At 61.7% G+C, this 23,952-nt stretch carries 36 protein-coding genes and 1 pseudogene; 2 read left to right on the top strand and 35 right to left on the bottom strand.

The window, feature by feature from the left end:
- The 3 genes and pseudogenes from DIE21_RS33720 to DIE21_RS33705 all read right to left on the bottom strand — a co-directional run.
- Positions 1 to 145, bottom strand: a pseudogene (locus DIE21_RS33720) (c-type cytochrome biogenesis protein CcsB); the annotation flags it as partial.
- 4 nt (positions 146 to 149) lie between these two features.
- A complete protein-coding gene (locus DIE21_RS33715; protein ID WP_124501699.1) occupies positions 150 to 2,366 on the bottom strand; it encodes a cytochrome c biogenesis protein ResB in 2,217 nt (738 codons plus the stop codon).
- 201 nt (positions 2,367 to 2,567) lie between these two features.
- The gene (locus DIE21_RS33705; protein ID WP_124501700.1) at positions 2,568 to 3,221 is read right to left on the bottom strand and encodes a cytochrome c; all 654 of its coding nucleotides are present in this window, start codon (positions 3,219 to 3,221) and stop codon (positions 2,568 to 2,570) included.
- Between the two features lie 216 nt (positions 3,222 to 3,437).
- On the opposite strand from DIE21_RS33705, the gene yihA reads away from it, so the two are divergent.
- Complete coding sequence (gene yihA / locus DIE21_RS33700) at positions 3,438 to 4,097, top strand: ribosome biogenesis GTP-binding protein YihA/YsxC (RefSeq protein ID WP_006758791.1); 660 nt, start codon at positions 3,438 to 3,440, stop codon at positions 4,095 to 4,097.
- A 254-nt stretch (positions 4,098 to 4,351) separates the two neighbouring features.
- Complete coding sequence (gene hemB / locus DIE21_RS33695) at positions 4,352 to 5,350, top strand: porphobilinogen synthase (protein WP_124501698.1); 999 nt, start codon at positions 4,352 to 4,354, stop codon at positions 5,348 to 5,350.
- Positions 5,351 to 5,452: 102 nt separating this feature from the next.
- Here the strand turns inward: hemB and dsbD are convergent, their stop codons facing one another.
- From dsbD to tuf, 32 genes are all read right to left on the bottom strand, one after another.
- On the bottom strand, positions 5,453 to 7,300 hold the full coding sequence (gene dsbD / locus DIE21_RS33690; protein WP_124501697.1) for a protein-disulfide reductase DsbD: 1,848 nt from the start codon (positions 7,298 to 7,300) through the stop codon (positions 5,453 to 5,455).
- Positions 7,293 to 7,619: a divalent-cation tolerance protein CutA gene (gene cutA, locus DIE21_RS33685; RefSeq protein WP_057924809.1), complete on the bottom strand. Its 327-nt coding sequence runs from the start codon at positions 7,617 to 7,619 to the stop codon at positions 7,293 to 7,295. The genes dsbD and cutA overlap by 8 nt, the downstream gene beginning before the upstream one ends.
- 205 nt (positions 7,620 to 7,824) lie before the next feature.
- Complete coding sequence (rplQ, locus tag DIE21_RS33680) at positions 7,825 to 8,220, bottom strand: 50S ribosomal protein L17 (protein WP_006477175.1); 396 nt, start codon at positions 8,218 to 8,220, stop codon at positions 7,825 to 7,827.
- Positions 8,221 to 8,356: 136 nt separating this feature from the next.
- Positions 8,357 to 9,334: a DNA-directed RNA polymerase subunit alpha gene (locus DIE21_RS33675; protein WP_006477176.1), complete on the bottom strand. Its 978-nt coding sequence runs from the start codon at positions 9,332 to 9,334 to the stop codon at positions 8,357 to 8,359.
- Positions 9,335 to 9,458: 124 nt separating this feature from the next.
- Entirely contained in the window at positions 9,459 to 10,082 is a 624-nt protein-coding gene (rpsD, locus tag DIE21_RS33670) for a 30S ribosomal protein S4 (protein ID WP_124501696.1), read from the bottom strand.
- A gap of 156 nt (positions 10,083 to 10,238) precedes the next feature.
- Positions 10,239 to 10,640 (bottom strand): 30S ribosomal protein S11, encoded by a 402-nt coding sequence (gene rpsK / locus DIE21_RS33665; protein WP_004197937.1) that lies wholly within the window; start codon positions 10,638 to 10,640, stop codon positions 10,239 to 10,241.
- Between the two features lie 28 nt (positions 10,641 to 10,668).
- Complete coding sequence (gene rpsM / locus DIE21_RS33660; protein WP_014898353.1) at positions 10,669 to 11,034, bottom strand: 30S ribosomal protein S13; 366 nt, start codon at positions 11,032 to 11,034, stop codon at positions 10,669 to 10,671.
- A 38-nt stretch (positions 11,035 to 11,072) separates the two neighbouring features.
- Positions 11,073 to 11,189, bottom strand: coding sequence for a 50S ribosomal protein L36 (rpmJ, locus tag DIE21_RS33655; RefSeq protein ID WP_004199844.1), 117 nt, complete (start codon positions 11,187 to 11,189; stop codon positions 11,073 to 11,075).
- 20 nt (positions 11,190 to 11,209) lie between these two features.
- Positions 11,210 to 11,428: a translation initiation factor IF-1 gene (infA, locus tag DIE21_RS33650; RefSeq protein ID WP_004521905.1), complete on the bottom strand. Its 219-nt coding sequence runs from the start codon at positions 11,426 to 11,428 to the stop codon at positions 11,210 to 11,212.
- Between the two features lie 9 nt (positions 11,429 to 11,437).
- Positions 11,438 to 12,787 (bottom strand): preprotein translocase subunit SecY, encoded by a 1,350-nt coding sequence (gene secY / locus DIE21_RS33645; protein ID WP_006400642.1) that lies wholly within the window; start codon positions 12,785 to 12,787, stop codon positions 11,438 to 11,440.
- Positions 12,788 to 12,829: 42 nt separating this feature from the next.
- Complete coding sequence (gene rplO / locus DIE21_RS33640; RefSeq protein WP_006482880.1) at positions 12,830 to 13,264, bottom strand: 50S ribosomal protein L15; 435 nt, start codon at positions 13,262 to 13,264, stop codon at positions 12,830 to 12,832.
- A gap of 26 nt (positions 13,265 to 13,290) precedes the next feature.
- A complete protein-coding gene (gene rpmD / locus DIE21_RS33635; protein WP_006400644.1) occupies positions 13,291 to 13,473 on the bottom strand; it encodes a 50S ribosomal protein L30 in 183 nt (60 codons plus the stop codon).
- A gap of 15 nt (positions 13,474 to 13,488) precedes the next feature.
- Entirely contained in the window at positions 13,489 to 14,007 is a 519-nt protein-coding gene (gene rpsE, locus DIE21_RS33630; protein WP_006752931.1) for a 30S ribosomal protein S5, read from the bottom strand.
- A 14-nt stretch (positions 14,008 to 14,021) separates the two neighbouring features.
- Positions 14,022 to 14,387 carry a 50S ribosomal protein L18 gene (rplR, locus tag DIE21_RS33625; protein ID WP_006477183.1) on the bottom strand — a complete coding sequence of 122 codons (366 nt, stop codon included), beginning with the start codon at positions 14,385 to 14,387 and terminating at the stop codon, positions 14,022 to 14,024.
- A gap of 12 nt (positions 14,388 to 14,399) precedes the next feature.
- Complete coding sequence (gene rplF, locus DIE21_RS33620) at positions 14,400 to 14,930, bottom strand: 50S ribosomal protein L6 (RefSeq protein ID WP_006758786.1); 531 nt, start codon at positions 14,928 to 14,930, stop codon at positions 14,400 to 14,402.
- Between the two features lie 18 nt (positions 14,931 to 14,948).
- A complete protein-coding gene (gene rpsH / locus DIE21_RS33615) occupies positions 14,949 to 15,344 on the bottom strand; it encodes a 30S ribosomal protein S8 (RefSeq protein ID WP_006477185.1) in 396 nt (131 codons plus the stop codon).
- A gap of 14 nt (positions 15,345 to 15,358) precedes the next feature.
- Positions 15,359 to 15,664, bottom strand: coding sequence for a 30S ribosomal protein S14 (gene rpsN / locus DIE21_RS33610; RefSeq protein ID WP_006482884.1), 306 nt, complete (start codon positions 15,662 to 15,664; stop codon positions 15,359 to 15,361).
- A gap of 7 nt (positions 15,665 to 15,671) precedes the next feature.
- Positions 15,672 to 16,211 carry a 50S ribosomal protein L5 gene (gene rplE / locus DIE21_RS33605; protein WP_006477186.1) on the bottom strand — a complete coding sequence of 180 codons (540 nt, stop codon included), beginning with the start codon at positions 16,209 to 16,211 and terminating at the stop codon, positions 15,672 to 15,674.
- 16 nt (positions 16,212 to 16,227) lie between these two features.
- Positions 16,228 to 16,536 (bottom strand): 50S ribosomal protein L24, encoded by a 309-nt coding sequence (gene rplX / locus DIE21_RS33600; RefSeq protein ID WP_006477187.1) that lies wholly within the window; start codon positions 16,534 to 16,536, stop codon positions 16,228 to 16,230.
- Between the two features lie 9 nt (positions 16,537 to 16,545).
- Positions 16,546 to 16,914, bottom strand: coding sequence for a 50S ribosomal protein L14 (gene rplN, locus DIE21_RS33595; RefSeq protein WP_006752929.1), 369 nt, complete (start codon positions 16,912 to 16,914; stop codon positions 16,546 to 16,548).
- A gap of 309 nt (positions 16,915 to 17,223) precedes the next feature.
- The gene (gene rpsQ, locus DIE21_RS33590) at positions 17,224 to 17,496 is read right to left on the bottom strand and encodes a 30S ribosomal protein S17 (protein WP_047899582.1); all 273 of its coding nucleotides are present in this window, start codon (positions 17,494 to 17,496) and stop codon (positions 17,224 to 17,226) included.
- Positions 17,493 to 17,687 (bottom strand): 50S ribosomal protein L29, encoded by a 195-nt coding sequence (gene rpmC, locus DIE21_RS33585; RefSeq protein ID WP_006400652.1) that lies wholly within the window; start codon positions 17,685 to 17,687, stop codon positions 17,493 to 17,495. Before rpmC ends, rpsQ begins: the two co-directional genes overlap by 4 nt.
- Positions 17,688 to 17,696: 9 nt before the next feature.
- Positions 17,697 to 18,113 carry a 50S ribosomal protein L16 gene (gene rplP, locus DIE21_RS33580; protein WP_006752927.1) on the bottom strand — a complete coding sequence of 139 codons (417 nt, stop codon included), beginning with the start codon at positions 18,111 to 18,113 and terminating at the stop codon, positions 17,697 to 17,699.
- Between the two features lie 2 nt (positions 18,114 to 18,115).
- Positions 18,116 to 18,916, bottom strand: coding sequence for a 30S ribosomal protein S3 (rpsC, locus tag DIE21_RS33575; RefSeq protein ID WP_006482899.1), 801 nt, complete (start codon positions 18,914 to 18,916; stop codon positions 18,116 to 18,118).
- A gap of 11 nt (positions 18,917 to 18,927) precedes the next feature.
- The gene (gene rplV, locus DIE21_RS33570; protein ID WP_004199272.1) at positions 18,928 to 19,257 is read right to left on the bottom strand and encodes a 50S ribosomal protein L22; all 330 of its coding nucleotides are present in this window, start codon (positions 19,255 to 19,257) and stop codon (positions 18,928 to 18,930) included.
- A gap of 12 nt (positions 19,258 to 19,269) precedes the next feature.
- Positions 19,270 to 19,545, bottom strand: coding sequence for a 30S ribosomal protein S19 (gene rpsS / locus DIE21_RS33565; protein ID WP_004199273.1), 276 nt, complete (start codon positions 19,543 to 19,545; stop codon positions 19,270 to 19,272).
- Between the two features lie 10 nt (positions 19,546 to 19,555).
- Positions 19,556 to 20,383 carry a 50S ribosomal protein L2 gene (gene rplB, locus DIE21_RS33560; RefSeq protein WP_006482900.1) on the bottom strand — a complete coding sequence of 276 codons (828 nt, stop codon included), beginning with the start codon at positions 20,381 to 20,383 and terminating at the stop codon, positions 19,556 to 19,558.
- A 2-nt stretch (positions 20,384 to 20,385) separates the two neighbouring features.
- Positions 20,386 to 20,700 carry a 50S ribosomal protein L23 gene (rplW, locus tag DIE21_RS33555; protein ID WP_004199275.1) on the bottom strand — a complete coding sequence of 105 codons (315 nt, stop codon included), beginning with the start codon at positions 20,698 to 20,700 and terminating at the stop codon, positions 20,386 to 20,388.
- Entirely contained in the window at positions 20,697 to 21,317 is a 621-nt protein-coding gene (rplD, locus tag DIE21_RS33550) for a 50S ribosomal protein L4 (protein ID WP_006477192.1), read from the bottom strand. Before rplD ends, rplW begins: the two co-directional genes overlap by 4 nt.
- Entirely contained in the window at positions 21,317 to 21,967 is a 651-nt protein-coding gene (rplC, locus tag DIE21_RS33545; protein WP_124501695.1) for a 50S ribosomal protein L3, read from the bottom strand. The genes rplD and rplC overlap by 1 nt, the downstream gene beginning before the upstream one ends.
- A 178-nt stretch (positions 21,968 to 22,145) precedes the next feature.
- Positions 22,146 to 22,457, bottom strand: a complete 312-nt coding sequence (gene rpsJ / locus DIE21_RS33540) for a 30S ribosomal protein S10 (protein ID WP_004199280.1) — start codon at positions 22,455 to 22,457, stop codon at positions 22,146 to 22,148.
- A gap of 284 nt (positions 22,458 to 22,741) precedes the next feature.
- The gene (gene tuf / locus DIE21_RS33535) at positions 22,742 to 23,932 is read right to left on the bottom strand and encodes an elongation factor Tu (protein WP_011350666.1); all 1,191 of its coding nucleotides are present in this window, start codon (positions 23,930 to 23,932) and stop codon (positions 22,742 to 22,744) included.
- Positions 23,933 to 23,952: the final 20 nt, after the last annotated feature.

Here is a 23,952-nt window from a genome sequence, read left to right as displayed (position 1 = left end):
AGCCCGCGCCGACCACGAGTGCCAGGGCGAACAGCCAGTCGATGACCGACAGGCGTGCGAGGAACGGACGGTCGTCGAACAACGCCACCGGATTCGGGGCCTGGGCCGGCCCCGCACGGGAAGAGGAAACTTGAGTGAGATCCATGATGTTACCGGGTGGAATTCTCGGAGTCGGAACCGCCGCCGGCGGGCGGACGGGCAGTCGCTGCCGCACCAGCAGGCGCGGCAGCGCGCGGTGTGGCGCGCAAGGCGGCGCCGGCCGCGTCGCGCGTCTGCACGAATTCTTTCTCGAAATCGAAGGTCTTGCGGGCCGTGGACATCGCCATCACCACATCGACGCCCGAACCGGCATCCTTGAGCCAGAACCAGAGGCGCCGCTCGCGCACGTAGAACATCGAGAAGATGCCGGCGACCAACAGCAGGCTGCCAAGATACACCAGATTCTTGCCGGGTGCGCGCGTCAACTGAAATACCGAAGCTTGCACCTGCTTGAAGGAGTCAAGCTGCAAATAGACCGGCGATCCATACAAGAAACTGTCGGATAGCGCATTGATCGCGTTCTGCACGAAGCGGATCGTGTCCGTGCCCTGCTGGGCAGCCGGCTCGCCGGCGCGCTCGCGCGCGATCTGCCAGACCTCCCACATCGAACCCTCGAGCATGCGCAGCAGCAGGCTGGCCGCCTTCTCCTGCTCGGCCTTCGGCACCGAACGGTCGATGAAGGTGGCCACCGCCTGGAACCCGCCGATCGGCTGGCCGTCGGCGCCGCGGCCGACGCTGTCGTCGCCCGCCGCAAAGAGGGTCAGCACCTTGAACGCGCTGTCCTGCAGGCGGCCGCGCAGCGACGCTTCGGTCGTCGGCAGGGAACGCTGCGCGAAGCGCGCGGCGGCGTCGGCACGCACGGCGGGATCCTCGAGCGCGGCGCGCAGGCGCATCCATTCGGCGATCGAATCCTGGCTGTCGGCCGGGATCCGCATGTAGCGGAACGGATCGTTCGGGCTCGCGCGCACGCCGGCGAGGAACACGCGCGTGCCGCCCATGTCGACGGGCAGCATGTAGTTGTTGAATTCGCGCGCCTGGCCGTCCTTGCCGCGAATCTTGTACTGCACCGACGGGCCGATGTTGTGGAGCTGCATCGGCTTCGACGTCTTCGCGCCCGAACCGAGGCGCTCGTCGAACACCTCCTTCAGCGACTCCGTCTTCGCGACGCCGCGCACGTCCGGCTTGCCGTTCGCGTCGGCCATGTTCTCGACGTTGATCGCGCGGAAGTCGGAGAACTCGATCGTGTCGCCGTCGCTACCCGGCATCTGCAGCGGCGCCGTACTGCCGATCGTGCCCTTCACCGCGAAGGTCTTCGCGTTGCCGCCCGTCATCGGGTAGGCCGTCATCTGCATCTGCGAGCCGCCGTCCTGGAAGCTCGACTGGTAGATCGACACGCCCTTGTACGTGAACGGCTTGTTCACCTCGACGCGCGCGGGAATCTTCTGGCCCGTCTCGCGATCGATCACGACGATGTCGCTCGCGAACAGCTTCGGCATCCCCGTCGTGTAGTAGTCGACGATGAACTTGTCGAGCTGGATCGAGAACGGCAGGTCCTGGATCAGCGAGCCGCTCGGCTGGTTCAGGATCGCGGTCGACACGAACTGGCCTTCCGGTACCCACGCGTAGCCGCGGAACGTCGGGTTCGACGCGGACAGCCGGTGCTCGGGCGAGATCTCGCTGATCGTCGCGCTGGTGTTGACCGGGCTCTTGCCGAACATCCGCATCTGGAATTTGATCGGCAGGTTGCTGTCGAGCAGGCCGCCGATACAGATCACGACGATCGCAAGGTGGGCGGAGATATAGCCCCACTTCGTCAGCGCGCCGCGCTTCGCGGAGATCAGCGTCGCGCCGTCGGTCTCGCGCACGACGTGCTTGTAGCCAGCCTTGGTGACGAACGTGGCGAGCGTGGCCGCAGCGGTCGCGCGCGTGCCGGACGCCGTGTATTCGGCCTTGTGGTGGAACGCGCGCAGGCTGCCTTCGCGGACCTTGTCCTTCCAGCTCTTCGCATCGGCGAGCATCTTCGGCGCGTTGCGGATCACGCACAGCGAGACCGACACGACGAGGAAGATCAGGATCAGCATGAACCACCACGCGCTGTACACGTTGTACAGGCCCAGCGAGCGGAAGATGTCCGCCCAGAACGGCCCGAACTGGTTCACGTAGTTCGGATACGGGTCGTCCTGGGTCAGGACCGTGCCGATGATGCTCGCGATCGACAGCACCACCAGCAGCGCGATCGCGAAGCGCATCGAGCTCAGCAACTCGATCGCGCGCCTGGACGCACTTTGACCCGACTTCGACTGCAACCCCGACGTGGTAACGCTCATTCAAACTCCGACTAAGGGGATACAGCCCCCACGCTCACTATGTTCGCTGCCCCCGAGGGGGCGGTCAGCACGCTTGGGACGGCCCGGCGAGTGCTGACAAAAAAGGGCGAGGCAACCGCAATCACACGGTGCCCCACCCTTTTCTTGTTCTGACTCCGGCCGCCCTTCGGGCGCCCGGTCATTCCGTTCGCGACCGTCCGTTCAACGCAGGCCCGCGATGTAGTCCGCGACGGCCTTGATCTCGTTGTCCGACAGACGCGATGCGATCTGATGCATCGCCTCGTTGTTGTTGCGCGCGCCGACACCCTGCTGGAACGCGGTCAATTGGGCAACCGTGTAATCGGCCCACTGCCCCGACAGACGCGGGTACTGGACCGGCATCCCCTGCCCCGCCGGCCCGTGACAACTTGCGCAGGCCGGTACACCCTTTTCCGCGATGCCGCCGCGATAGATCTTCTGGCCGACCGGCACGGTCGCCGCATCGCGTGCAGTGCCGAGCTTCGTCGCCTGCGATCCGTAATACGCGGCGACGTTGCGCATGTCGTCCGCACTCAACGCGCTCGCGAACCCGACCATCACCGGATTGGTCCGCGCCGGCCCCTTCGCGCCCGGCTGGGCCTTGAAGTCGTTCAACTGCTTGACCAGATATTCGGGATGCTGGCCGGCGAGCTTCGGGAAACTGCCCGACGCGCTGTTGCCGTCGGCGCCGTGACACGACGCGCAGACCTGCCCGGCAATCGCCTTGCCGCGGTCCAGATCCGGCTTTGCCGCATCCGCCGCGTTTGCCTCCGCTACGAAACCTACGAACCCTGCTGCAACCTGAAGCACCATCAGAGACTTGCACAGTCGATTCATTCGCACACCCTGTTTCGTCTTGTGGGAATTTGAGGTTCTGCAAAAAACGACGTCGACCAGTCTACCGCAGAAGCTGCATAAAAGCGCGAGGCAGGCGCCCGCAGCCCTTCGGCAAAACCGGCATATTGTACAATATCGCGCTGAAAGCTCCCGCGCCTATCGGGGCTACCCCGCCTCCACCAAGCGGCTCGCGCCGCCCCGTCCCACCGGTTTCCCATGGCCTTTTTGCTCCATCAAGCCCGCTTCTACACGACCGTCAACCATCTGCGCGACCTGCCGCCGACGGTGCAGCCGGAGATCGCGTTCGCGGGCCGCTCGAATGCCGGCAAATCGACGGCGATCAACGTGCTGTGCAACCAGAAGCGGCTCGCCTTCGCGTCGAAGACGCCCGGCCGCACGCAGCACATCAACTACTTCTCCGTCGGCCCGGCCGCCGAGCCCGTCGCGAACCTCGTCGACCTGCCCGGCTACGGCTATGCGGAAGTGCCGGGGGCCGCGAAGGCCCACTGGGAAATGCTGCTGTCGTCCTACCTCGCGACGCGCTCGCAGCTGTGCGGCCTGATCCTGATGATGGATTCGCGCCGCCCGCTGACCGACCTCGACCGCCGGATGATCGAGTGGTTCGTGCCGACCGGCAAGCCGATCCACACGCTGCTGACGAAGTGCGACAAATTGACGCGGCAGGAAAGCATCAACGCGCTGCGTAACACGCAAAAGGGACTCGACGCGTACCGCGACCAGGGCGTGAAGGGCAAGCTGACCGTCCAGCTGTTCTCGGCGCTGAAGCGCACGGGGCTCGACGAGGCGCACGAACTGATCGAGAGCTGGGTGCGGCCGTCCGTCGCCGACGAAAAAAGCGAGCCTGTAGCACAATGAGCGGGCAACGCGCGGCCGGGATCGGCTGCGCGCCCCTGACGGCACCTGCGGATTCGGCCGGCTCATAAAAAAACCCGCCGTTGAACGGCGGGTCAAACAGCCTAATCGAATAACGACAGGCACCCGCTCAGGGAGGAGAAGCGGGGAGCAGCACGCGACGCGTGCCGCTCGATCGCTATCATATACCAACGATCTCGAAAATGACCTAAGGGTTCCGTAAGGTCCTTCTTGCCCTGATTTTTTGCCCAATCGCCATGAGCTTCCATCCGCTTCACCGTCCGCGCCGGATGCGCCGCGACGACTTCTCCCGGCGCCTGATGCGCGAAAACCGCCTGACCACCGACGACCTGATCTATCCGGTGTTCGTCGTCGAAGGCGCCAACGAACGCCAGGCCGTGCCGTCGATGCCCGGCGTCGAACGCGTGTCGGTCGATCTGCTGATGCATGTCGCCGAGCAGTGTGTCGAACTCGGCGTGCCCGTGCTGTCGCTGTTCCCGGCCATCGAGCCGTCGCTGAAAACGCCTGACGGCCGCGAAGCGGCCAATCCGGAAGGCCTGATCCCGCGCGCGGTGCGCGAGCTGAAGAAGCGCTTCCCCGAGCTCGGCGTGCTGACCGACGTCGCGCTCGATCCGTACACGAGCCACGGCCAGGACGGCGTGCTCGACGAGAACGGCTACGTGATCAACGACAACACGATCGAGATCCTGGTCGACCAGGCGCGCGCGCAGGCGGAAGCCGGCGTCGACATCGTCGCGCCGTCGGACATGATGGACGGCCGCATCGGCGCGGTCCGCGAAATGCTGGAAAGCGACGGCCATATCCACACGCGCATCATGGCCTATTCGGCCAAGTTCGCATCCGCGTTCTACGGCCCGTTCCGCGATGCGGTCGGTTCGGCCTCCAATCTGGGCAAGGGCAACAAGATGACCTACCAGATGGATCCGGCGAACAGTGACGAAGCGCTGCGCGAAGTGCGCCTCGACATCGACGAAGGCGCCGACATGGTGATGGTCAAGCCCGGCATGCCGTATCTCGACATCGTGCGCCGCGTGAAGGACGAGTTCCGCTTCCCGACCTACGTGTATCAGGTGAGCGGAGAATACGCGATGCTGAAGGCTGCCGCGATGAACGGCTGGCTCGACCACGACAAGGTCGTGCTCGAATCGCTGCTCGCATTCAAGCGGGCGGGCGCCGATGGCGTGCTCACGTACTTCGCGCTCGATGCCGCGCGCCTGCTGAAAGCGCAGCGCTGAGCCGAGCGCCGGCAGACATCAAGAAAAACGGCGCTCGGGCGCCGTTTTTCATTTGCAGTCCAGTCGACGCAGAGGCCGCCCATGCACGCCAACGAGCGTGCGTTACACCGTCGGTACCGCCGCGCGATCGAGGCTGCGCAGGAACGTCTCGGCTGACTGATAGCCGACCACGCGGCCGATTTCATTGCCGCTGCGATCGAAGAAGATGATGCCCGGCGGCCCGAACAGGTTGAAGCGCTTGAGCAACGCCTGATCGTCCGGATTGTTCGCGGTGACGTCCGCACGCACGAGGTGAAGCTGCGCGAGCCGCGCCCGCACGCGTGGATCGGTGAACGTCAGATGCTCCATCTCCTTGCAGCTCACGCACCAGTCGGCGTAGAAGTCGAGCATCACGGGCCGGGCCGACGTCTTCAGCAGCGCGTCGAGTTCGCCGCTGGAGCGCACGGATGCGAATGCAGGCCCCGCCTGTCCCGACGCGGCACCGGCAGCCGACGCATCCCCCGACGCAACCGTGCGCGCCGCGAGTACGGCCAGCGGCTTCACGGGGTCGTTGGATCCTGCTGCGAGACCGACGAGCAGCGTCGCAGCCCAGATCGCAAGCGCTGCGCCGAGGCCTCGGCCAAGGCGGCGCCAGATCGACGCGGCGCCTGCATGCGGCGTGAACAGGCCGAGCGCCGCGGCCGCGACAAGCAACCACAGCGCGGCGAGCACCATCTTCAAGCCGCCCGCCAGCACCGGCCATACAATCCACAGCGCCGCGGCGAGCAGCACGATGCCGAAGAACACCTTCACGGCATCCATCCACGCGCCCGCGCGCGGCAGCACCGTGCCGGCACCGATGCCGACCACGAGGAGCGGCACGCCGAGCCCCAGCCCCATCGCGAACAGCGCGGCGCCGCCGAGCAGCGCATTGCCGGTATGCGCAATGAACGCGAGCACCGCAAACAGTGGCGCGGTCATGCATGCACCGACGACCAGCGCCGACAACGCGCCCATCGCGGCAACCGCGACGAAATGGCCGCCCTGGCGCGCGCTCGATGCCTGGGCGGCGCCGTTCTGCCAGCGCTCGGGCAGCGCGATGTCCTTGCCCGAAATCAGCGATACCGCGAACGCAGTGAGCAGCACACCGAACGCACCGAGCACCCACGGGTTCTGCAGCCACGCGCCAAGGCTCTGTCCGACGAGCGCGGCAGCGATGCCGAGCACCGTATAAACCAGCGCCATGCCGACCACGTAGGTGAGCGACAGCGCAAAGCCGCGCGCATGCGTCGCGCGCGTACCCTGACCGATGATGATCGCGGACACGATCGGGATCATCGGATACGAACAAGGCAGGAGACTCAGCACGACGCCCGCGACGAAATACAGCGCGATGATCGTGAAGAAGCCGTGCCCCTCCAGCAGCGACTGCGCGAAATCCGCGCTCGTGACCTTGTCGAACCAGTTGCCGGCAGCCACCGCGCCATCGGCCGGCGCGGCCGCGCCCAGCGCTGCGCCGTCGACCTTCACGACGTGCTCGGCGGGCGGATAGCAGATCCCTTCGTCGGCGCACCCCTGCGACGTTACCGCGAGCTCGAACGGCCCCGCTGCCTGCTTGACCGGCACGTGAATCACGACCTCGTCGCGATAGGTTTCGACTTCCTTCTGGAACGTCTGGTCGAACTTCACATGGCCGGCCGGCAATTGCGGGGCGCCGAGCGTCGCCTGCCCGCTCTTCACCGAGAACGCGAACCGCTCGCGGTACAGGTAGTAGCCGTTGGCAACCTTGAAGCGGACGTCCACCTGCCCCGGCGATTCGCTCGCGCTGAACTTGAACGCCACCGACGGATCGAGAAAATCGTCGGCCGCGCGCGCGACCGACTGGCCGCCCAGCAGGAACATGAACGACAACAGGACTGCGAGGAACCGCAGCGCGCGCATGCGCACGGAAAGCGCCATACCGTTAAACATGAAATAGACGTTGAGTTTCGCTGGTCACCCACTGGCCGTAGGCGGCCGAGGCCGTCGCCTGCCACGAGACGATTTCCGGCGTCTCGTACGGATGATGCGCGAGAATAAATCGCTCCAGTTCGAGCGAGCGCACGGGGCTCGTCTTGAACAGCAACTGGATCTCGTCGGCCGTTTCGACCTTGCCCTGCCAGTGATAGCGCGACTTGATCGCACCGAGCTCCGACACGCACGCGGCAAGCCGTGCATCGAGCGCACCGTCGGCGAGCGCTGCGGCCGTCGCCGCATCCGGCACCGTCGTCAGCATCAAGACCACCACCATACGCGCCCTCCTGGCTCGCTTACCGGATTTCGCCGCCACGGATCGCCCATCGAGGGCCCGTGTCGACAATCCTGTATCGTAGCGCAGCGCGCGCGACGCTGCCGGCACCGGCCTGCGACAATCGATCGCAGCCCGCAGACCGCCAAAAACAAAAAGGGCCAAGCATTTGCTCGGCCCCTTTCAGATACTGCTGCGTACCGGAAGCTTACTCAGCTTCTTGCACGTTTTCCGTTTCGTCGACTTCCGGACGATCGAGCAGCTCGACCAGTGCCATCGGTGCGTTGTCGCCGACGCGGAAGCCGAACTTCAGCACGCGCAGGTAGCCGCCCGGACGGTTCGCGAAACGCGGACCGAGCACGTCGAACAGCTTCGCCACCGAGTCACGATCGCGCAGGCGGTTGAACGCCAGGCGACGGTTTGCCAGCGACGGCTTCTTGCCGAGCGTGATCAGCGGCTCGACGACTTTACGGAGTTCCTTCGCCTTCGGCAGCGTCGTCTTGATGACTTCGTGCTCGATCAGCGAGTTGGACATGTTACGGAGCATAGCCAGACGGTGGCTGCTCGTGCGGTTCAGTTTCCGCAGACCATGACGATGGCGCATTTCAGTTTCCTTGATTCAAAGTTTTGATCCAGCTCTTCTATCGCACCGCTGGGGTGCACGGGCCGGTAACGAAAAAAGCAAGATGCGGATTTTAAGGGAAAATCCGCATCCTTGCCAACTGCAGCAACAAACGGGCTTACTTGTCGAGACCAGCCGGCGGCCAGTTTTCGAGCTTCATGCCCAGCGTGAGACCGCGCGAAGCGAGCACTTCCTTGATCTCGTTGAGCGACTTGCGACCGAGGTTCGGCGTCTTCAGCAGCTCGTTTTCCGTGCGCTGGATCAGGTCGCCGATGTAGTAGATGTTCTCGGCCTTCAGGCAGTTCGCCGAACGAACCGTCAGCTCGAGATCGTCCACCGGACGCAGCAGGATCGGATCGATCTGCGGTGCACGCGACGGTGCTTCGGCAGCCGTTTCCGTGCCTTCCAGTGCCGCGAACACGGACAGCTGGTCAACCAGGATGCGGGCCGATTGACGGATCGCCTCTTCCGGGGTGATCACGCCGCTCGTCTCGATGTTCATCACGAGCTTGTCGAGGTCGGTACGCTGCTCGACACGTGCGCTTTCAACGGCATAGCTCACGCGGCGAACCGGCGAGAACGATGCGTCGAGGACGATGCGGCCGATGATCTTGGCCGTGTCTTCGCCGTAGCGACGGACGTTGCCGGGCACATAGCCGCGACCCTTCTCGATCTTGATCTGAACGTCGAGCTTGCCGCCCTTCGACAGGTGCGCGATCACGTGATTCGGGTTGATGACTTCGCAATCGTGAGCCAGCTCGATATCGCCGGCCGTGACGACGCCTTCGCCTTCCTTGCGCAGGGTCACCGTCACTTCGTCACGGTTGTGCAGCTTGAACACCACACCCTTCAGGTTCAGCAGCAGGTTGACGACGTCCTCTTGCACGCCATCAAGCGTCGAGTACTCGTGCACCACGCCTGCGATCGTGACTTCGGTCGGCGCGTAGCCAACCATCGACGACAGCAGCACGCGGCGAAGCGCATTGCCCAAGGTGTGGCCGTAACCGCGTTCGAACGGTTCCATGACCACCCTCGCGTGGTTCTCGCCAAGCGATTCCACGGCGATGATCTTGGGTTTCAGCAAACTGGTTTGCATGGGCTTTCCTTTTCAATACCCTCGGCTCGTTACACCGATAAGGCTGACCGGTAACAACCAGAAAATAAACAGCCGAGGCCCCTCCTTGCGAAACGCAATCGGGGTACCTCGGCCGTCAATCGGATTAACGCGAATACAATTCGACGATCAGGCTTTCGTTGATGTCGCCTGCGATGTCAACGCGTTCCGGCATTTGCTTGAACGTGCCTTCGAACTTCTTCGCATCGACTGCAACCCAGCTCGGCATGCCGCCTTGCTCGGCCAGCGACAGCGCTTCGACGATACGCGCCTGCTTCTTCGCCTTTTCGCGGATCGCGACGACGTCACCCGCCTTCACTTGCTGCGACGGCACGTTTGCGACGACGCCGTTCACGGTGATCGACTTGTGGCTCACCAGCTGACGCGCTTCAGCGCGGGTCGAGCCGAAGCCCATGCGATACACGACGTTGTCGAGACGCGACTCGAGCAGTTGCAGCAGGTTTTCACCCGTGTTGCCCTTGCGGCGGTCGGCTTCAGCGAAGTAGCGGCGGAACTGACGTTCCAGGACGCCGTAAATACGCTTGACCTTCTGCTTTTCGCGCAGCTGCGTACCGTAGTCGGACGTACGTGCGCCCGAGGTACGGCCGTGCTGACCCGGCTTGCTGTCGAGCTTGCACTTGTCGGCGAGCGAGCGGCGTGCGCTCTTCAGGAACAGGTCGGTGCCTTCACGGCGGGACAGCTTGGCCTTGGGGCCGATATAACGTGCCACTTTGCATTCCTTTATCAATCAGTCACGCGGATCGGAATCCGCGCTAGTTCGCGCCCTTTGGGGCGAACGGTGGGCTTAGTCAATCAAAAAAGCAACGCCCGTCGACGCTACGCGGCGACAGGCAAATGTGCCAGCACGAACGTGCCAGCAACATTCTTAGATACGACGACGCTTCGGCGGACGGCAGCCGTTGTGCGGAATCGGGGTGACGTCCGAAATCGCGGTGATCTTGATGCCGAGGCCATGCAGTGCGCGCACTGCCGACTCGCGACCCGGGCCCGGGCCCTTGATCCGCACTTCCAGATTCTTCACGCCGTATTCCATCGCCACGCGACCGGCCGACTCAGCAGCAACCTGAGCAGCGAACGGCGTCGACTTGCGCGAGCCCTTGAAGCCCTGGCCGCCCGACGTCGCCCATGCCAGTGCATTGCCCTGGCGATCGGTGATCGTGATGATCGTGTTGTTGAACGACGCGTGAACGTGAACCACGCCTTCAGCGACGTTCTTCTTAACCTTCTTGCGAACGCGTTGCGCCGCGGTGTTCGAAGCCTTAGCCATTACGTTTTCCTGTAACTGTCAGTTCCGCTTACTTCTTCAGCGCTTGCGCTGCACGACGCGGACCCTTGCGGGTACGTGCGTTCGTACGCGTACGCTGACCGCGCATCGGCAGGCCCTTGCGATGACGAACACCACGGTAGCAACCGAGGTCCATCAGGCGCTTGATGTTCATCGTCACTTCACGGCGCAGATCGCCTTCGACGATGAACTTGCCCACTTCCTCACGCAGCTTTTCGAGGTCTGCGTCGGTCAGGTCCTTGACCTTCTTCGAGAATTCCACGCCAGACGCCACGCAGATGCTGCGCGAGCGCGTGCGGCCGATACCGAAGATTGCCGTCAGGCCGATCTCGGTATGCTGGTGATTCGGGATGTTAACCCCTGCGATACGAGCCATTGTTTTTCCTCAAACAAAAAGCGCAAACAAACGCGCGGTCAGCCTTGGCGCTGCTTGTGGCGCGGATCCGAGCTGCAGATCACGCGAACGACGCCTTTGCGCTTGATGATCTTGCAATTGCGGCAAATGCGCTTAACCGATGCCATCACTTTCATGATAATACCCTTTTTTCAAATCACTTCGCCCGGAACACGATCCGCGCACGAGACAGATCGTAAGGCGTCAATTCAACCGTCACCTTGTCGCCCGGCAGGATGCGGATGTAGTGCATCCGCATTTTCCCGGAGATATGCCCCAACACGACATGGCCGTTTTCCAGCTTCACACGGAAGGTCGCATTCGGGAGGTTTTCGATCACCTCACCCTGCATCTGGATTACATCGTCTTTGGCCATAGTCCTGAATTAACGCATTGGGATGTTGCCGCCCTTGAAGTTTGCCTTCTTGAGCAGCGACTCATACTGTTGCGACATAACGTACGACTGCACCTGCGCCATGAAGTCCATCGTGACGACGACAATGATCAGCAGCGACGTTCCACCAAAATAAAACGGCACGTTCCAGCGCAGCACCAGGAATTCCGGCAGCAGACACACGAAGACGATGTAGATCGCACCGGCCAGCGTCAGACGCGTGAGGATGCGGTCGATATACCGTGCGGTTTGATCGCCCGGACGAATGCCCGGAACAAACGCGCCGCTCTTCTTCAGGTTGTCGGCGGTTTCCCTGCTGTTGAACACCAGTGCGGTGTAGAAGAAGCAGAAAAACACGATTGCCAGCGTGTACAGCAGCACATAGACCGGCTGGCCCGGCTTGAGCGCCTCCGCGACGTTATGCAACGTGTTGGAGATCCAGCTTCCCGACGGCTGACCCGTGCTGAACCAGCCGAGAATCGTGGCCGGGAACAGGATGATCGACGACGCGAAGATCGGCGGAATCACGCCCGACATGTTCAGCTTCAACGGCAAGTGCGACGACTGGCCACCGTAGATCTTGTTGCCGACCTGGCGCTTCGCATAGTTCACGAGGATCTTGCGCTGACCGCGTTCGATGAACACGACCAGGTAAGTCACCGCGGCAATCAGAACGACGATGATGATCGCCGAAATGATGCTCATCGAACCCGTACGCACCAGCTCGAACAGCCCACCGACGGCATTCGGGAACCCTGCTGCGATCCCGCCGAAGATGATGATCGAGATGCCGTTGCCCAGACCACGCTCGGTGATCTGCTCACCCAGCCACATCAGGAACATCGTGCCGGTAACCAGCGTCACGACCGTCGTCAGTCGGAACAGCATGCCGGGGTCGATCACGAGGCCCGGCTGGTTTTCCAGCGCAGCCGCGATACCGAACGCCTGGAAGGTCGCGAGCACCACGGTGAAATACCGCGTGTACTGCGTGATCTTCCGTTGCCCTGCCTGCCCTTCCTTCTTCAGCGCCTCGAGCTGCGGCGAGACGATCGCCAGCAACTGCATGATGATCGACGCCGAGATGTACGGCATGATCCCCAGCGCAAAGATCGTGAAGCGGGAAAGCGCGCCACCCGAGAACATGTTGAACATGCCCAGGATGCCGCCCGCCTGGCTCTGGAACAGCTTTGCCAGTTGATCCGGATCGATGCCCGGCACGGGGATGTGCGCGCCGATGCGATAGACGATCAGCGCCAGGAGCAGGAACATCGCTCGCCGACGCAGATCGCCGAATTTCGCCGTGCTTCGACCGGGTTTTGCAAGACTCGGGCTGTTAGCCAAGTACCTTCTCCGATGAATGCAAGTAACGACGCGCTACGCGTGTCACTCGGCGAACGAACCGCCAGCCGCTTCGATCGCAGCGCGCGCACCCTTGGTGGCACCGAGACCCTTCACGACGATCTTGCGCTTCAGTTCGCCCGTCGCGATGATCTTTGCGCTCTTCGTCAGCTCGCCGACCAGGCCGGCTTGCTTCAGTGCGAGCAGATCGATTTCATCGACCGGCAGCTTCTCGAGGTCGCCCAGACGCACTTCACCGACGAATTCCTTCGTCAGCGACGTGAAACCGCGCTTCGGCAGACGACGTTGCAGCGGCATCTGACCGCCTTCGAAACCGACTTTGTGGAAGCCGCCCGAACGCGATTTCTGACCCTTGTGACCACGGCCAGCCGTCTTGCCGAGGCCCGAACCGATGCCGCGGCCGACGCGACGCTTGGCGTGCTTGGCACCAGCGGCCGGCTTCAGGTTATTCAATTCCATATCAACTCCTTGATCCGTAGGGCCGCTTACGCGATGACCTTAACGAGGTACGAGACCTTGTTGATCATGCCGCGGACCGCCGGCGTGTCCTGCAGCTCGCTAACCGAGTTGAGTCGGCGCAGGCCCAGGCCACGCACGGTCGCGCGGTGCGATTCGCGGGTCCCGATCAGGCTCTTCACGAGCTGAACCTTGACAGTTTTTTCAGACATGGTGACCACCCGGGCTTAGCCCAAAATATCTTCGACGGACTTGCCGCGCTTCGCCGCGATGTCTGCCGGGGTCGACTGCTTGCGCAGACCGTCCAGCGTGGCACGAACGAGGTTGTACGGGTTCGTCGAACCGTGGCTCTTTGCCACGACGTTCTGAACGCCCATCACGTCGAACACTGCGCGCATCGGGCCGCCGGCGATCACGCCCGTACCCGCCTTCGCCGGAGCGAGGAGGACAGCGGATGCGCCATGCTTGCCGTGCACTTCGTGCTGCAGCGTGCCGTTCTTGAGCGGCACCTTAAACATGTTGCGGCGAGCTTGTTCCATTGCCTTCTGGACAGCGACCGGCACTTCCTTCGCCTTGCCCTTGCCCATACCGATGCGGCCATCACCGTCGCCAACCACGGTCAGTGCGGCGAAGCCGAGAATACGGCCACCCTTCACGACCTTGGTCACGCGATTGACCGAAATCATCTTTTCACGAAGGCCGTCGTCGCGCTCGTCAGCCTGAACTTTCGCTTGCATCTTTGCCATGACGAATTCCTTCCTTAGAACTTGAGCCCAGCTTCGCGAGCTGCCTCAGCCAGCGCCTTGACGCGGCCGTGGTAGCGGAAGCCCGAGCGGTCGAAGGCGACGGATTCGATGCCGGCAGCCTTTGCCTTCTCGGCAATACGCTTGCCGATCAGCGTCGCGGCATTAACGTTGCCGCCCTTGCCCGACTTGTCGGCCAGTTCGGCGCGCACTTCTGCTTCGAGCGTCGACGCGCTGGCGAGCACCTTGGTGCCGCAGGGCGAGAACACTTGAGCGTAGATGTGCGTGTTCGTGCGATGCACGGCGAGACGCGCGACCTGCAGCTCAGCGATCTTGATACGCGTCTGGCGAGCGCGGCGCAGGCGAGATTGAGTCTTATCCATGATTGCGCACCCTTACTTCTTCTTCGTTTCTTTGAGGATCACAACCTCGTCGGAATAGCGCACGCCCTTGCCCTTGTAGGGCTCCGGCGGACGGTAACCGCGGACTTCCGCAGCTACTTGACCGACTTGTTGCTTGTTGATCCCCTTGATCACGATTTCGGTTTGCGTCGGGGTTTCAGCCTTGACGCCTTCCGGCATCTGGTGCACCACCGGGTGCGAGAAACCCAGCGACAGGTTCAGCTTGTCGCCTTGCGCTTGCGCACGATAACCGACGCCAACCAGCGTCAGCTTGCGCTCGAAACCCTTGGTCACGCCGTGCACGGCATTCGCGATGATCGCGCGCATCGTGCCCGACAGTGCATTTGCTTCGCGGCTTTCGTCGACCGGCGACAGATTCAGCGTGCCGTCGTTGTTCGCCACGTTCACGAGCGGATTGATCGCTTGCGTGATGGTGCCCAGCGGGCCCTTGACGGTGATCGCACCGTCGGCCAGCTTGACTTCCGCGCCTTGCAGCGCGATCGGGCTCTTACCTACTCGAGACATGTTTCTCTCTCCTCGGCTTTAAGCAACGTAGCAGATGACTTCGCCGCCGACGCCGGTAGCGCGCGCCTTGCGGTCGGTCATCACGCCCTTCGGCGTCGACACGATTGCCACACCCAGGCCGTTCATGACCTGCGGAATGTCGTTACGGCCGCGGTACACGCGCAGACCAGGCTTCGACACGCGCTCGAGGCGTTCGATGACCGGGCGGCCTGCGTAGTACTTCAGCGCGATATTCAGTTCGGACTTCGCACCTTCCGCCTTGACGGCGAAATCGTCGATATAACCTTCGTCCTTCAGGACTTGCGCGATTGCAACCTTGACCTTCGACGAGGGCATCGCGACCGATACCTTCTCGACCATCTGCGCGTTGCGGATGCGAGTCAGCATATCGGCGATAGGATCACTCATGCTCATTTACGTTTCTCCTATTACCAGCTCGCCTTGGTCAGGCCAGGAATCTCGCCACGGAATGCGATTTCACGAATCTTGTTACGCGCGAGGCCGAATTTACGGAACGTGCCACGCGGACGGCCCGTGATCGCGCAGCGGTTACGCTGGCGGGTCGGGTTTGCGTTGCGGGGCAGTTGCTGCAGCTCCAGGCGTGCTTCGTAGCGCTCTTCTTCCGACTTGCTTTGGTCTTCGACGATCGCCTTCAGCGCTTCGCGCTTTGCTGCGAACTTCGCGACCAGGCGGGCGCGCTTCTTTTCACGTTCGATCAGTGCCAGTTTAGCCACGGTAACCTCAGTTTCTGAACGGGAACTTGAAGCTGGCGAGCAGAGCCTTTGCTTCGTCGTCGGTCTTCGCAGTCGTCGTGATGCTGATGTTCAGCCCACGCAGTGCGTCGATCTTGTCGTAGTCGATTTCGGGGAAAATGATCTGCTCTTTCACACCGATGTTGTAATTGCCGCGGCCATCGAAGGCACGACCCGACACGCCGCGGAAGTCACGCACGCGGGGCAGGGCAACGGTCACGAAACGGTCGAGGAATTCGTACATCGCTTGACCACGCAGCGTCACCATCGCGCCGATCGGGTAACCCTGGCGGATCTTGAAGCCTGCGATCGCCTTGCGTGCCTTCGTGACGACCGGCTTCTGACCAGCGATCTTCGTGAGGTCGCCAACGGCGTTCTCGATGATCTTCTTGTCAGCGATCGCTTCGCCAAGACCCATGTTCAGCGTGATCTTGGTGATGCGCGGCACTTCCATGACCGACTTGTAACCGAACTTCTCGATCAGGCCGGGCACAACCTTTTCTTTGTAAAACTCTTGAAAACGAGCCATTTTTTACTCCGCTGCGTCAGGCGCTCAGTACGGCACCGGTCGTCTTCAGGAAGCGAACCTTCTTGCCTTCCTCGACCTTGATGCCAACACGCGACGCCTTGCCATTCGCGTCGACCAGTGCGACGTTCGAAATATGCAGGGGCATCGTCTTCGCTTCCACGCCGCCCGTCGTACCCTTCATCGGGTTCGGCTTCACATGCTTCTTGACGAGGTTGATACCCTCAACCGTCACATGTTCTGCACCGACAGCCAGCACGACGCCGCGCTTGCCCTTGTCTTTGCCAGTGACGACGATGACTTCGTCACCTTTGCGAATCTTGTTCATCGCGACTCCTTACAGCACTTCCGGCGCCAGCGAAACGATCTTCATGAATCGTTCGCTACGCAGCTCACGCGTCACCGGCCCGAAGATACGGGTGCCGATCGGCTCAAGCTTGTTATTCAAAAGCACAGCGGCGTTGCCGTCGAACTTGATCAGCGAGCCGTCTTGACGGCGAACACCCTTGGCGGTGCGGACCACCACGGCGTTGTAGATTTCGCCTTTCTTCACGCGCCCGCGCGGCGTTGCTTCTTTGACGGTCACCTTGATGATGTCGCCAATGCCGGCATAACGACGCTTCGAGCCGCCGAGCACCTTGATGCACATGACTTCACGCGCACCCGTGTTGTCGGCTACTTCGAGCCGAGATTCGGTCTGGATCATGGTTTGTCTTTCCCAACTTAATCCGGATGCACCACCATGATGCATTCGGTCAGTCTTGGTCCCGTCAGCCAATCGGCTGCTTGGGTTGGAACAGCAGCGACGGCAAACGAAACCCGCCATCGCAATTCGGTGAATCTTTCAGACAGGCTGGCGCCAGTCCGCTTCCCCCACCAATTTCGCCCGCGACGGGGCTCCCATAAAGAGGGAAGACCAGGATTATAACAAATAACCCTGGTCACGCAAGCAAAAACTTTGCGATTTCAAGCACTTCGTGCCGAAGTGCCTGTTACTGCCTACTGCGCTGCCCGCTTAGATGACGCGAGCTGCTTCGACGAGGCGCGACACCGCCCAGGCCTTCGTCTTCGAAACAGGACGAGTTTCCTGGATTTCGACGAGATCGCCTTCGTTGCAGGTGTTCGCTTCATCATGCGCGTGGTACTTCTTCGAGCGCACGACATACTTGCCGTAGATCGGGTGCTTGACGCGGTGCTCGATCAGCACGGTGACGGTCTTGTCCATCTTGTTGCTGACGACCCGACCGACCAGCGTCCGCTTCAGCGAGGTTTTCACGCTATCGTTCATTTCTGGTTCGCCTTCTGAGTCATGACGGTCCGCACACGTGCGATGTCGCGACGAACCTTCTTCAGCTGGCTCGTGTTCGTGAGCTGCTGGGTCGCGAGTTGCATGCGCAGGCCGAATTGCGCCTTCAGCAGGTCCGCCAGCTCCTTGTTGAGCGCGGCCTGGTCTTTCTGGAGAAGTTCGGAAGCCTTCATGTTTTCTCCTTAGGCGCCGAGCTGGCGCACGATGAATGCCGTCTTCAGCGGCAGCTTGGCTGCAGCCAGACGGAACGCTTCGCGTGCCAGTTCTTCGGTTACGCCGTCCATTTCATAGAGCATCTTGCCCGGCTGGATCTCGGCGACGTAGTACTCCGGGTTACCCTTACCGTTACCCATACGCACTTCTGCCGGCTTTTGCGAAATCGGCTTGTCCGGGAAGATCCGGATCCAGATGCGGCCGCCACGCTTGATGTGACGCGTCATTGCACGACGCGCCGCTTCAATTTGACGTGCGGTCAAACGACCGCGACCGATCGCCTTCAGGCCGAAGTCACCGAACGACACTGCGTTGCCGCGCGTCGCCTTGCCGGTGTTACGCCCCTTCTGCTCTTTACGATACTTCCTGCGTTTCGGTTGCAGCATCGTTATTCTCCAGTCTTGCCGTCTTCGGGCTTGCCGGCGCCACGGCGCGGTGCGCCACGACGAGCACCCGGAGCGCCGCCTTCGCCGTCACGGCGCGGACGACGGTCGCCCGGACGCGCATTGCGACGCGGACGCTTGTCTTCGGCTACTTCTTCGACCACCGGCGCGTCGTTACGGCCGAGCGTGTCGCCCTTGTACACCCACACCTTGACGCCGATGATCCCGTAGGTCGTCTTCGCTTCCGAAGTCGCGTAGTCGATGTCGGCACGCAGCGTATGAAGGGGCACGCGACCTTCGCGATACCACTCCGTACGAGCGATTTCGATACCGTTCAGACGGCCTGCGCTCATGATCTTGATGCCCTGGGCACCCAGACGCATCGCGTTCTGCATCGCACGCTTCATCGCGCGACGGAACATGATCCGGCGCTCGAGCTGTTGCGTGATCGAGTCAGCGATCAGTTGCGCATCGGTTTCCGGCTTGCGGATCTCTTCGATGTTGACGTGAACCGGCACGCCCATGCGGCGCTGCAGTTCCGTCTTCAGCTGTTCGATATCCTCGCCCTTCTTGCCGATGACGACGCCCGGACGCGAGCTGTAAATCGTGATGCGCGCGTTCTTCGCCGGACGCTCGATGACGACCCGACCGACCGAAGCGTTCTTCAGCTTCTTCTTCAGGTATTCACGAACACCGATGTCTTCCTGCAGCATCGCCGCGAAATTGTTGTTGTTCGCGTACCAACGCGAAGCCCAATTACGGCTGACAGCCAGGCGGAAGCCAGTCGGATGAATTTTCTGTCCCATCGTATGGCTCCTTAATTCCCGACCGTCACAGTGATGTGACAGGATTGCTTCTCGATGCGGTTACCGCGGCCCTTGGCGCGCGCGGTGAAACGCTTGAGCGATGCAGCCTTGTCGACGTAGATGCTCTTGATCTTGAGCTCGTCGATATCAGCGCCTTCGTTGTGCTCCGCATTCGCGATTGCCGACAGCACAACCTTCTTCACGATGCCAGCCGCCTTCTTCGGCGAGAACGTCAGAACGTTCAGCGCCTTGTCGACCGGCAAACCGCGGATCTGGTCAGCCACAAGGCGCGTTTTTTGCGCCGAGATGCGGGCACCGCGATGAATTGCTTTCACTTCCATCTTGATTGCCCCTTATTTCTTGGCCTTCTTGTCGGCCGCGTGACCCTTGAACGTACGGGTCAGTGCGAACTCGCCAAGCTTGTGGCCGACCATGTTTTCCGAGATGTACACCGGAACGTGTTGACGGCCGTTGTGAACAGCGATCGTCAGGCCGATGAAATCCGGCAGAATCGTCGAGCGACGCGACCAGGTCTTGATCGGCTTTTTGTCGCGCGAAGCTGCAGCCGCCTCAACTTTCTTCAGCAAATGGGCGTCGCAGAACGGACCTTTTTTTACAGAACGTGCCATTGCCTACTCCTTAACGCTTGTGACGGCGCTGGACGATCATCGTCGTCGTGCGCTTGTTGCTGCGGGTGCGGTAACCCTTAGCCGGCGTACCCCACGGGCTCACCGGGTCGCGACCTGCAGCCGTCTTGCCCTCACCACCACCGTGCGGGTGATCAACCGGGTTCATCGCAACGCCACGCACCGTCGGGCGGATACCGCGCCAGCGGTTCGCGCCAGCCTTGCCGATTTGGCGCAGGCTATGCTCTTCGTTGCCGACTTCACCGATCGTTGCACGGCACTCGATGTGCACGCGACGGATTTCGCCCGAACGCAGACGAACCTGCGCGTAGACGCCTTCACGTGCCAGCAGCATGGCCGACGTGCCAGCCGAACGCGCCATTTGCGCGCCCTTGCCCGGCAGCATCTCGATGCAGTGGATCGTCGTACCGACCGGAATGTTGCGGATCGGCAGCGTGTTGCCTGCGCGGATCGGCGCTTCCGAACCCGACATCAGCTGTTGGCCGACGGTCAGGCCCTTCGGGGCGATGATGTAGCGACGCTCGCCGTCTGCGTAGAGCACCAGCGCGATGTTCGCGCTACGGTTCGGGTCGTACTCGAGACGCTCGACCTTTGCCGGGATGCCATCCTTCGTGCGACGGAAATCGACGATACGGTAGTGCTGCTTGTGACCACCACCCTTGTGACGCGTGGTGATACGACCGTTGTTGTTACGGCCGGCGGTCGAGCTCTGCGAGTCGAGCAGTGCCGCGAACGGCTTGCCCTGATGCAGGTTCTTGTTGACCACCTTGACCATCGCGCGGCGACCCGGCGATGTCGGTTTAACTTTAACGATTGCCATGATTACTTGGCCTCCGCTTCAAAGTTGATTTCCTGGCCGGGCTTCAGGCAAACGTACGCCTTCTTCACGTCCTTGCGGCGGCCCATCGAACGGCCGAAGCGCTTTTGCTTGCCCTTCTGAACCAGCACGTTGACCGAATCAACTTCAACCTTGAACAGCAGCTCGACGGCCGCCTTCACTTCCTGCTTCGTGGCATCCGGTGCGACTTCGAACACGACTTGCTCGTTCTTGTCGGCAACCAGCGTCGCCTTTTCCGAGATCACCGGTGCGAGCAGGACCTGCATCAAACGATGATCGTTCTTGCGAATCTCGCTCATGACAGCAACTCCTCGATCTGGGCGACCGCAGCCTTCGTGACCAGCACTTTCTTGAAGTAGATCAGCGACAGCGGGTCAGCGTAGCGCGGCTCGACAATCGCCACGTGCGGCAGGTTGCGCGAAGCCAGGTACAGGTTCTCGTCGACCGTATCCGTAATGATCAGCACGGAGTCGAGACCCATGGTCTTGAATTTGTCAGCCAGCAGCTTGGTCTTCGGCGCTTCGAGGATGATGTCCTCGACGACCGACAGACGGCCTTCACGGGCCAGCTGCGAGAAGATCGAGCAGAGACCTGCGCGATGCATCTTCTTGTTGACCTTGTGCGAGAAGTTTTCTTCCGGCGAGTTCGGGAAGATGCGACCACCGCCACGCCACAACGGGCTCGACGACATACCGGCACGAGCGCGGCCCGTACCCTTCTGACGCCACGGCTTCTTGGTGGTGTGCTTGACTTGCTCACGGTCCTTCTGTGCGCGGTTACCCTGGCGAGCATTCGCCTGGTACGCGACGACGACCTGGTGGATCAGCGCTTCGTTGTAGTCACGACCGAACACGACGTCCGACGCGTTGACCACTGCACCTTCCTGACCATTTTCATTCAGGAGCTTGAGTTCCATTATTTCGCCCCCTTGGTCTTGACGGCCGGCGTCACGAAAACCTTGCCGCCCTTCGCGCCCGGAATCGCACCCTTGACGAGCAGCAGCTTGCGCTCTGCGTCGATACGAGCAATTTCGAGGTTCTGCACCGTCACCGTAACGTCACCGAGGTGACCCGTCATGCGCTTACCCGGGAAAACACGACCCGGATCCTGCGCCATACCGATCGAGCCCGGCACATTGTGCGAGCGCGAGTTACCGTGCGTGGCACGGCCGGAGGAGAAGTTGTAACGCTTGATCGTACCGGCGTAGCCCTTACCGATCGACACGCCTTGCACGTCGACCTTCTGGCCTACTTCGAAAAGATCAGCACCGACCACGGCGCCATTCGACAGCTCAGCTGCCTTGGCCGCGTCAATGCGGAATTCCTTGAGGACTTCACCGGCTTCGACGCCGGCTTTGGCGAGATGACCTGCCAGCGGCTTCGTCACGCGCGATGCGCGGCGGGAGCCGAATGCAACCTGCACGGCCGTGTAGCCGTCGGTTTCAACAGTCTTGATCTGCGTCACGCGGTTGTCCGACACGTCCAGCACGGTGACGGGAATCGAATCCCCTTCAGCCGTGAAGATACGGGTCATGCCAACCTTGCGACCTACGAGTCCAAGGCTCATCATTTTCTCCATTCCCGACTGCGATTGGTCGGGGCTGATTTACAAAATGCCGGGCACGCAAGGCCCAACTTTTTTACGCGAATACGCGAAAAGCCAAGCAGTATAGCCCGACTTCTCGATTTCCGCAAGCAATACAAAGACTTAGCACCGCCCGGCATGCCGGTTGGCGCCGAAAGCCTTACTGCAGCTTGATTTCCACGTCGACGCCAGCCGGCAGGTCGAGCTTCATCAGCGCGTCAACCGTCTTGTCGGTCGGATCGACGATGTCCATCAGGCGCTGGTGGGTACGGATTTCGAGCTGATCGCGCGACGTCTTGTTGACGTGCGGCGAACGCAGGATGTCAAAACGCTGAATGCGCGTCGGCAGCGGCACCGGGCCACGGACGATTGCGCCAGTCCGCTTCGCGGTATCGACGATCTCGGCAGCCGATTGATCGATCAGACGATAGTCGAAAGCCTTCAGGCGAATGCGGATTTTCTGTTGCTGCATGACGATTCCTTGAAAAGAGCGAGGCGATGTTGCATCGCCGGACACTAAAAGAACGCGAAACCTGTTGCCTGCGGGGAGCGAGGCGACACGTCCCGAACGGTACTTCCACTGCTAAGCCCGCGATTCTACACGAAAATTCGGAGCGGTGGTGTGCGTTTGTCAATGCAGCGATGCGCGCCACAAAGACAAAACCGGGCGCCAGATCAAACTGGACACCCGGTTTCGACGGCACAACTGCCTACCGTGGAATCGCGGACCCCAGAGGGATCCGCGGATCGTCGATATTACTCGATGATCTTGGCGACGACGCCGGCGCCGACGGTACGGCCGCCTTCGCGGATTGCGAAGCGCAGACCTTCTTCCATCGCGATCGGAGCGATCAGCTTCACCGTGATCGACACGTTGTCGCCCGGCATCACCATTTCCTTGTCCTTCGGCAGCTCGATCGAGCCCGTCACGTCCGTCGTACGGAAGTAGAACTGCGGACGGTAGTTGTTGAAGAACGGCGTGTGACGGCCGCCTTCGTCCTTGCTCAGCACGTACACTTCAGCCGTGAAGTGCGTGTGCGGCGTGATCGAACCCGGCTTCGCCAGAACCTGGCCACGCTCCACGTCTTCACGCTTCGTGCCGCGCAGCAGGATACCGACGTTGTCGCCTGCCTGACCTTGGTCCAGCAGCTTGCGGAACATTTCAACGCCCGTGCAGGTCGTCTTCACCGTCGGCTTGATACCGACGATTTCGATTTCCTCGCCGACCTTCACGATGCCGCGCTCGACACGACCCGTCACCACCGTACCACGGCCCGAGATCGAGAACACGTCTTCCACCGGCATCAGGAACGCGCCGTCAACTGCACGCTCCGGCGTCGGGATGTACGTGTCCAGCGCATCTGCCAGGCTCATGATCGCCACTTCGCCCAGCTCGCCCGTGTCGCCTTCCAGCGCCAGCTTCGCCGAACCCTTCACGATCGGCGTGTCGTCGCCCGGGAAGTCGTACTTCGACAGCAGTTCGCGAACTTCCATCTCGACCAGCTCGAGCAGTTCGGCGTCGTCCACCATGTCGCACTTGTTCAGGAACACGATGATGTACGGAACGCCAACCTGACGCGCCAGCAGGATGTGCTCACGCGTTTGCGGCATCGGGCCGTCTGCTGCCGAGCAAACCAGGATCGCGCCGTCCATCTGCGCTGCGCCCGTGATCATGTTCTTCACATAGTCAGCGTGGCCCGGGCAGTCGACGTGTGCGTAGTGGCGGTTTGCCGTTTCGTACTCGACGTGTGCCGTATTGATCGTGATGCCGCGCGCCTTTTCTTCCGGTGCCGCGTCGATCTGGTCGTAGGCCTTCGCTTCGCCGCCGAACTTCTTCGTCAGCACCGTCGTGATCGCTGCCGTCAGCGTCGTCTTGCCGTGGTCAACGTGACCAATCGTACCAACGTTGACGTGCGGCTTGGTCCGCTCAAATTTACCTTTTGCCATGATTCTCTTCTTTCAAAAAT

The organism is Burkholderia sp. Bp9140 (assembly GCF_003853425.1).
Taxonomy (GTDB): domain Bacteria; phylum Pseudomonadota; class Gammaproteobacteria; order Burkholderiales; family Burkholderiaceae; genus Burkholderia.
This window is presented reverse-complemented; position numbering and strand designations above follow the sequence as displayed.

Excerpts from the sequence above, each read along its gene's own strand:
- rplN (WP_006752929.1), bottom strand. The coding sequence starts at position 16,914 with ATGATCCAGACCGAATCTCGGCTCGAAGTAGCCGACAACACGGGTGCG.
- rpsC (WP_006482899.1), bottom strand. The coding sequence starts at position 18,916 with ATGGGACAGAAAATTCATCCGACTGGCTTCCGCCTGGCTGTCAGCCGT.
- infA (WP_004521905.1), bottom strand. The coding sequence starts at position 11,428 with ATGGCCAAAGACGATGTAATCCAGATGCAGGGTGAGGTGATCGAAAAC.
- DIE21_RS33675 (WP_006477176.1), bottom strand. The coding sequence starts at position 9,334 with ATGCAAACCAGTTTGCTGAAACCCAAGATCATCGCCGTGGAATCGCTT.
- rpsE (WP_006752931.1), bottom strand. The coding sequence starts at position 14,007 with ATGGCAAAGATGCAAGCGAAAGTTCAGGCTGACGAGCGCGACGACGGC.
- rplQ (WP_006477175.1), bottom strand. The coding sequence starts at position 8,220 with ATGCGCCATCGTCATGGTCTGCGGAAACTGAACCGCACGAGCAGCCAC.
- DIE21_RS33715 (WP_124501699.1), bottom strand. The coding sequence starts at position 2,366 with ATGAGCGTTACCACGTCGGGGTTGCAGTCGAAGTCGGGTCAAAGTGCG.
- rplC (WP_124501695.1), bottom strand. The coding sequence starts at position 21,967 with ATGAGCCTTGGACTCGTAGGTCGCAAGGTTGGCATGACCCGTATCTTC.
- rplB (WP_006482900.1), bottom strand. The coding sequence starts at position 20,383 with ATGGCAATCGTTAAAGTTAAACCGACATCGCCGGGTCGCCGCGCGATG.
- rplD (WP_006477192.1), bottom strand. The coding sequence starts at position 21,317 with ATGGAACTCAAGCTCCTGAATGAAAATGGTCAGGAAGGTGCAGTGGTC.
- rplV (WP_004199272.1), bottom strand. The coding sequence starts at position 19,257 with ATGGAAGTGAAAGCAATTCATCGCGGTGCCCGCATCTCGGCGCAAAAA.
- rpsH (WP_006477185.1), bottom strand. The coding sequence starts at position 15,344 with ATGAGCATGAGTGATCCTATCGCCGATATGCTGACTCGCATCCGCAAC.
- rpmJ (WP_004199844.1), bottom strand. The coding sequence starts at position 11,189 with ATGAAAGTGATGGCATCGGTTAAGCGCATTTGCCGCAATTGCAAGATC.
- rplX (WP_006477187.1), bottom strand. The coding sequence starts at position 16,536 with ATGAACAAGATTCGCAAAGGTGACGAAGTCATCGTCGTCACTGGCAAA.
- dsbD (WP_124501697.1), bottom strand. The coding sequence starts at position 7,300 with ATGTTTAACGGTATGGCGCTTTCCGTGCGCATGCGCGCGCTGCGGTTC.
- rpsK (WP_004197937.1), bottom strand. The coding sequence starts at position 10,640 with ATGGCTAAGGCTTCGAACACCGCGGCGCAACGCGTTCGCAAGAAGGTT.
- DIE21_RS33705 (WP_124501700.1), bottom strand. The coding sequence starts at position 3,221 with ATGAATCGACTGTGCAAGTCTCTGATGGTGCTTCAGGTTGCAGCAGGG.
- rpmD (WP_006400644.1), bottom strand. The coding sequence starts at position 13,473 with ATGTCTGAAAAAACTGTCAAGGTTCAGCTCGTGAAGAGCCTGATCGGG.
- rpsS (WP_004199273.1), bottom strand. The coding sequence starts at position 19,545 with ATGGCACGTTCTGTAAAAAAAGGTCCGTTCTGCGACGCCCATTTGCTG.
- tuf (WP_011350666.1), bottom strand. The coding sequence starts at position 23,932 with ATGGCAAAAGGTAAATTTGAGCGGACCAAGCCGCACGTCAACGTTGGT.
- rpsM (WP_014898353.1), bottom strand. The coding sequence starts at position 11,034 with ATGGCTCGTATCGCAGGGGTTAACATCCCGAATCACCAGCATACCGAG.
- rplF (WP_006758786.1), bottom strand. The coding sequence starts at position 14,930 with ATGTCTCGAGTAGGTAAGAGCCCGATCGCGCTGCAAGGCGCGGAAGTC.
- rplW (WP_004199275.1), bottom strand. The coding sequence starts at position 20,700 with ATGAGCGAGATTCGCAAGAACGATCATCGTTTGATGCAGGTCCTGCTC.
- rplR (WP_006477183.1), bottom strand. The coding sequence starts at position 14,387 with ATGGATAAGACTCAATCTCGCCTGCGCCGCGCTCGCCAGACGCGTATC.
- rpsJ (WP_004199280.1), bottom strand. The coding sequence starts at position 22,457 with ATGCAGCAACAGAAAATCCGCATTCGCCTGAAGGCTTTCGACTATCGT.
- rpsQ (WP_047899582.1), bottom strand. The coding sequence starts at position 17,496 with ATGAACGATAGCGTGAAAACCTCGCTGAAGCGGACGCTGGTCGGTCGG.
- rplP (WP_006752927.1), bottom strand. The coding sequence starts at position 18,113 with ATGCTGCAACCGAAACGCAGGAAGTATCGTAAAGAGCAGAAGGGGCGT.
- cutA (WP_057924809.1), bottom strand. The coding sequence starts at position 7,619 with ATGGTGGTGGTCTTGATGCTGACGACGGTGCCGGATGCGGCGACGGCC.
- yihA (WP_006758791.1), top strand. The coding sequence starts at position 3,438 with ATGGCCTTTTTGCTCCATCAAGCCCGCTTCTACACGACCGTCAACCAT.
- hemB (WP_124501698.1), top strand. The coding sequence starts at position 4,352 with ATGAGCTTCCATCCGCTTCACCGTCCGCGCCGGATGCGCCGCGACGAC.
- rpmC (WP_006400652.1), bottom strand. The coding sequence starts at position 17,687 with ATGAAGGCTTCCGAACTTCTCCAGAAAGACCAGGCCGCGCTCAACAAG.
- rplE (WP_006477186.1), bottom strand. The coding sequence starts at position 16,211 with ATGGCTCGTTTTCAAGAGTTTTACAAAGAAAAGGTTGTGCCCGGCCTG.
- rplO (WP_006482880.1), bottom strand. The coding sequence starts at position 13,264 with ATGGAATTGAATAACCTGAAGCCGGCCGCTGGTGCCAAGCACGCCAAG.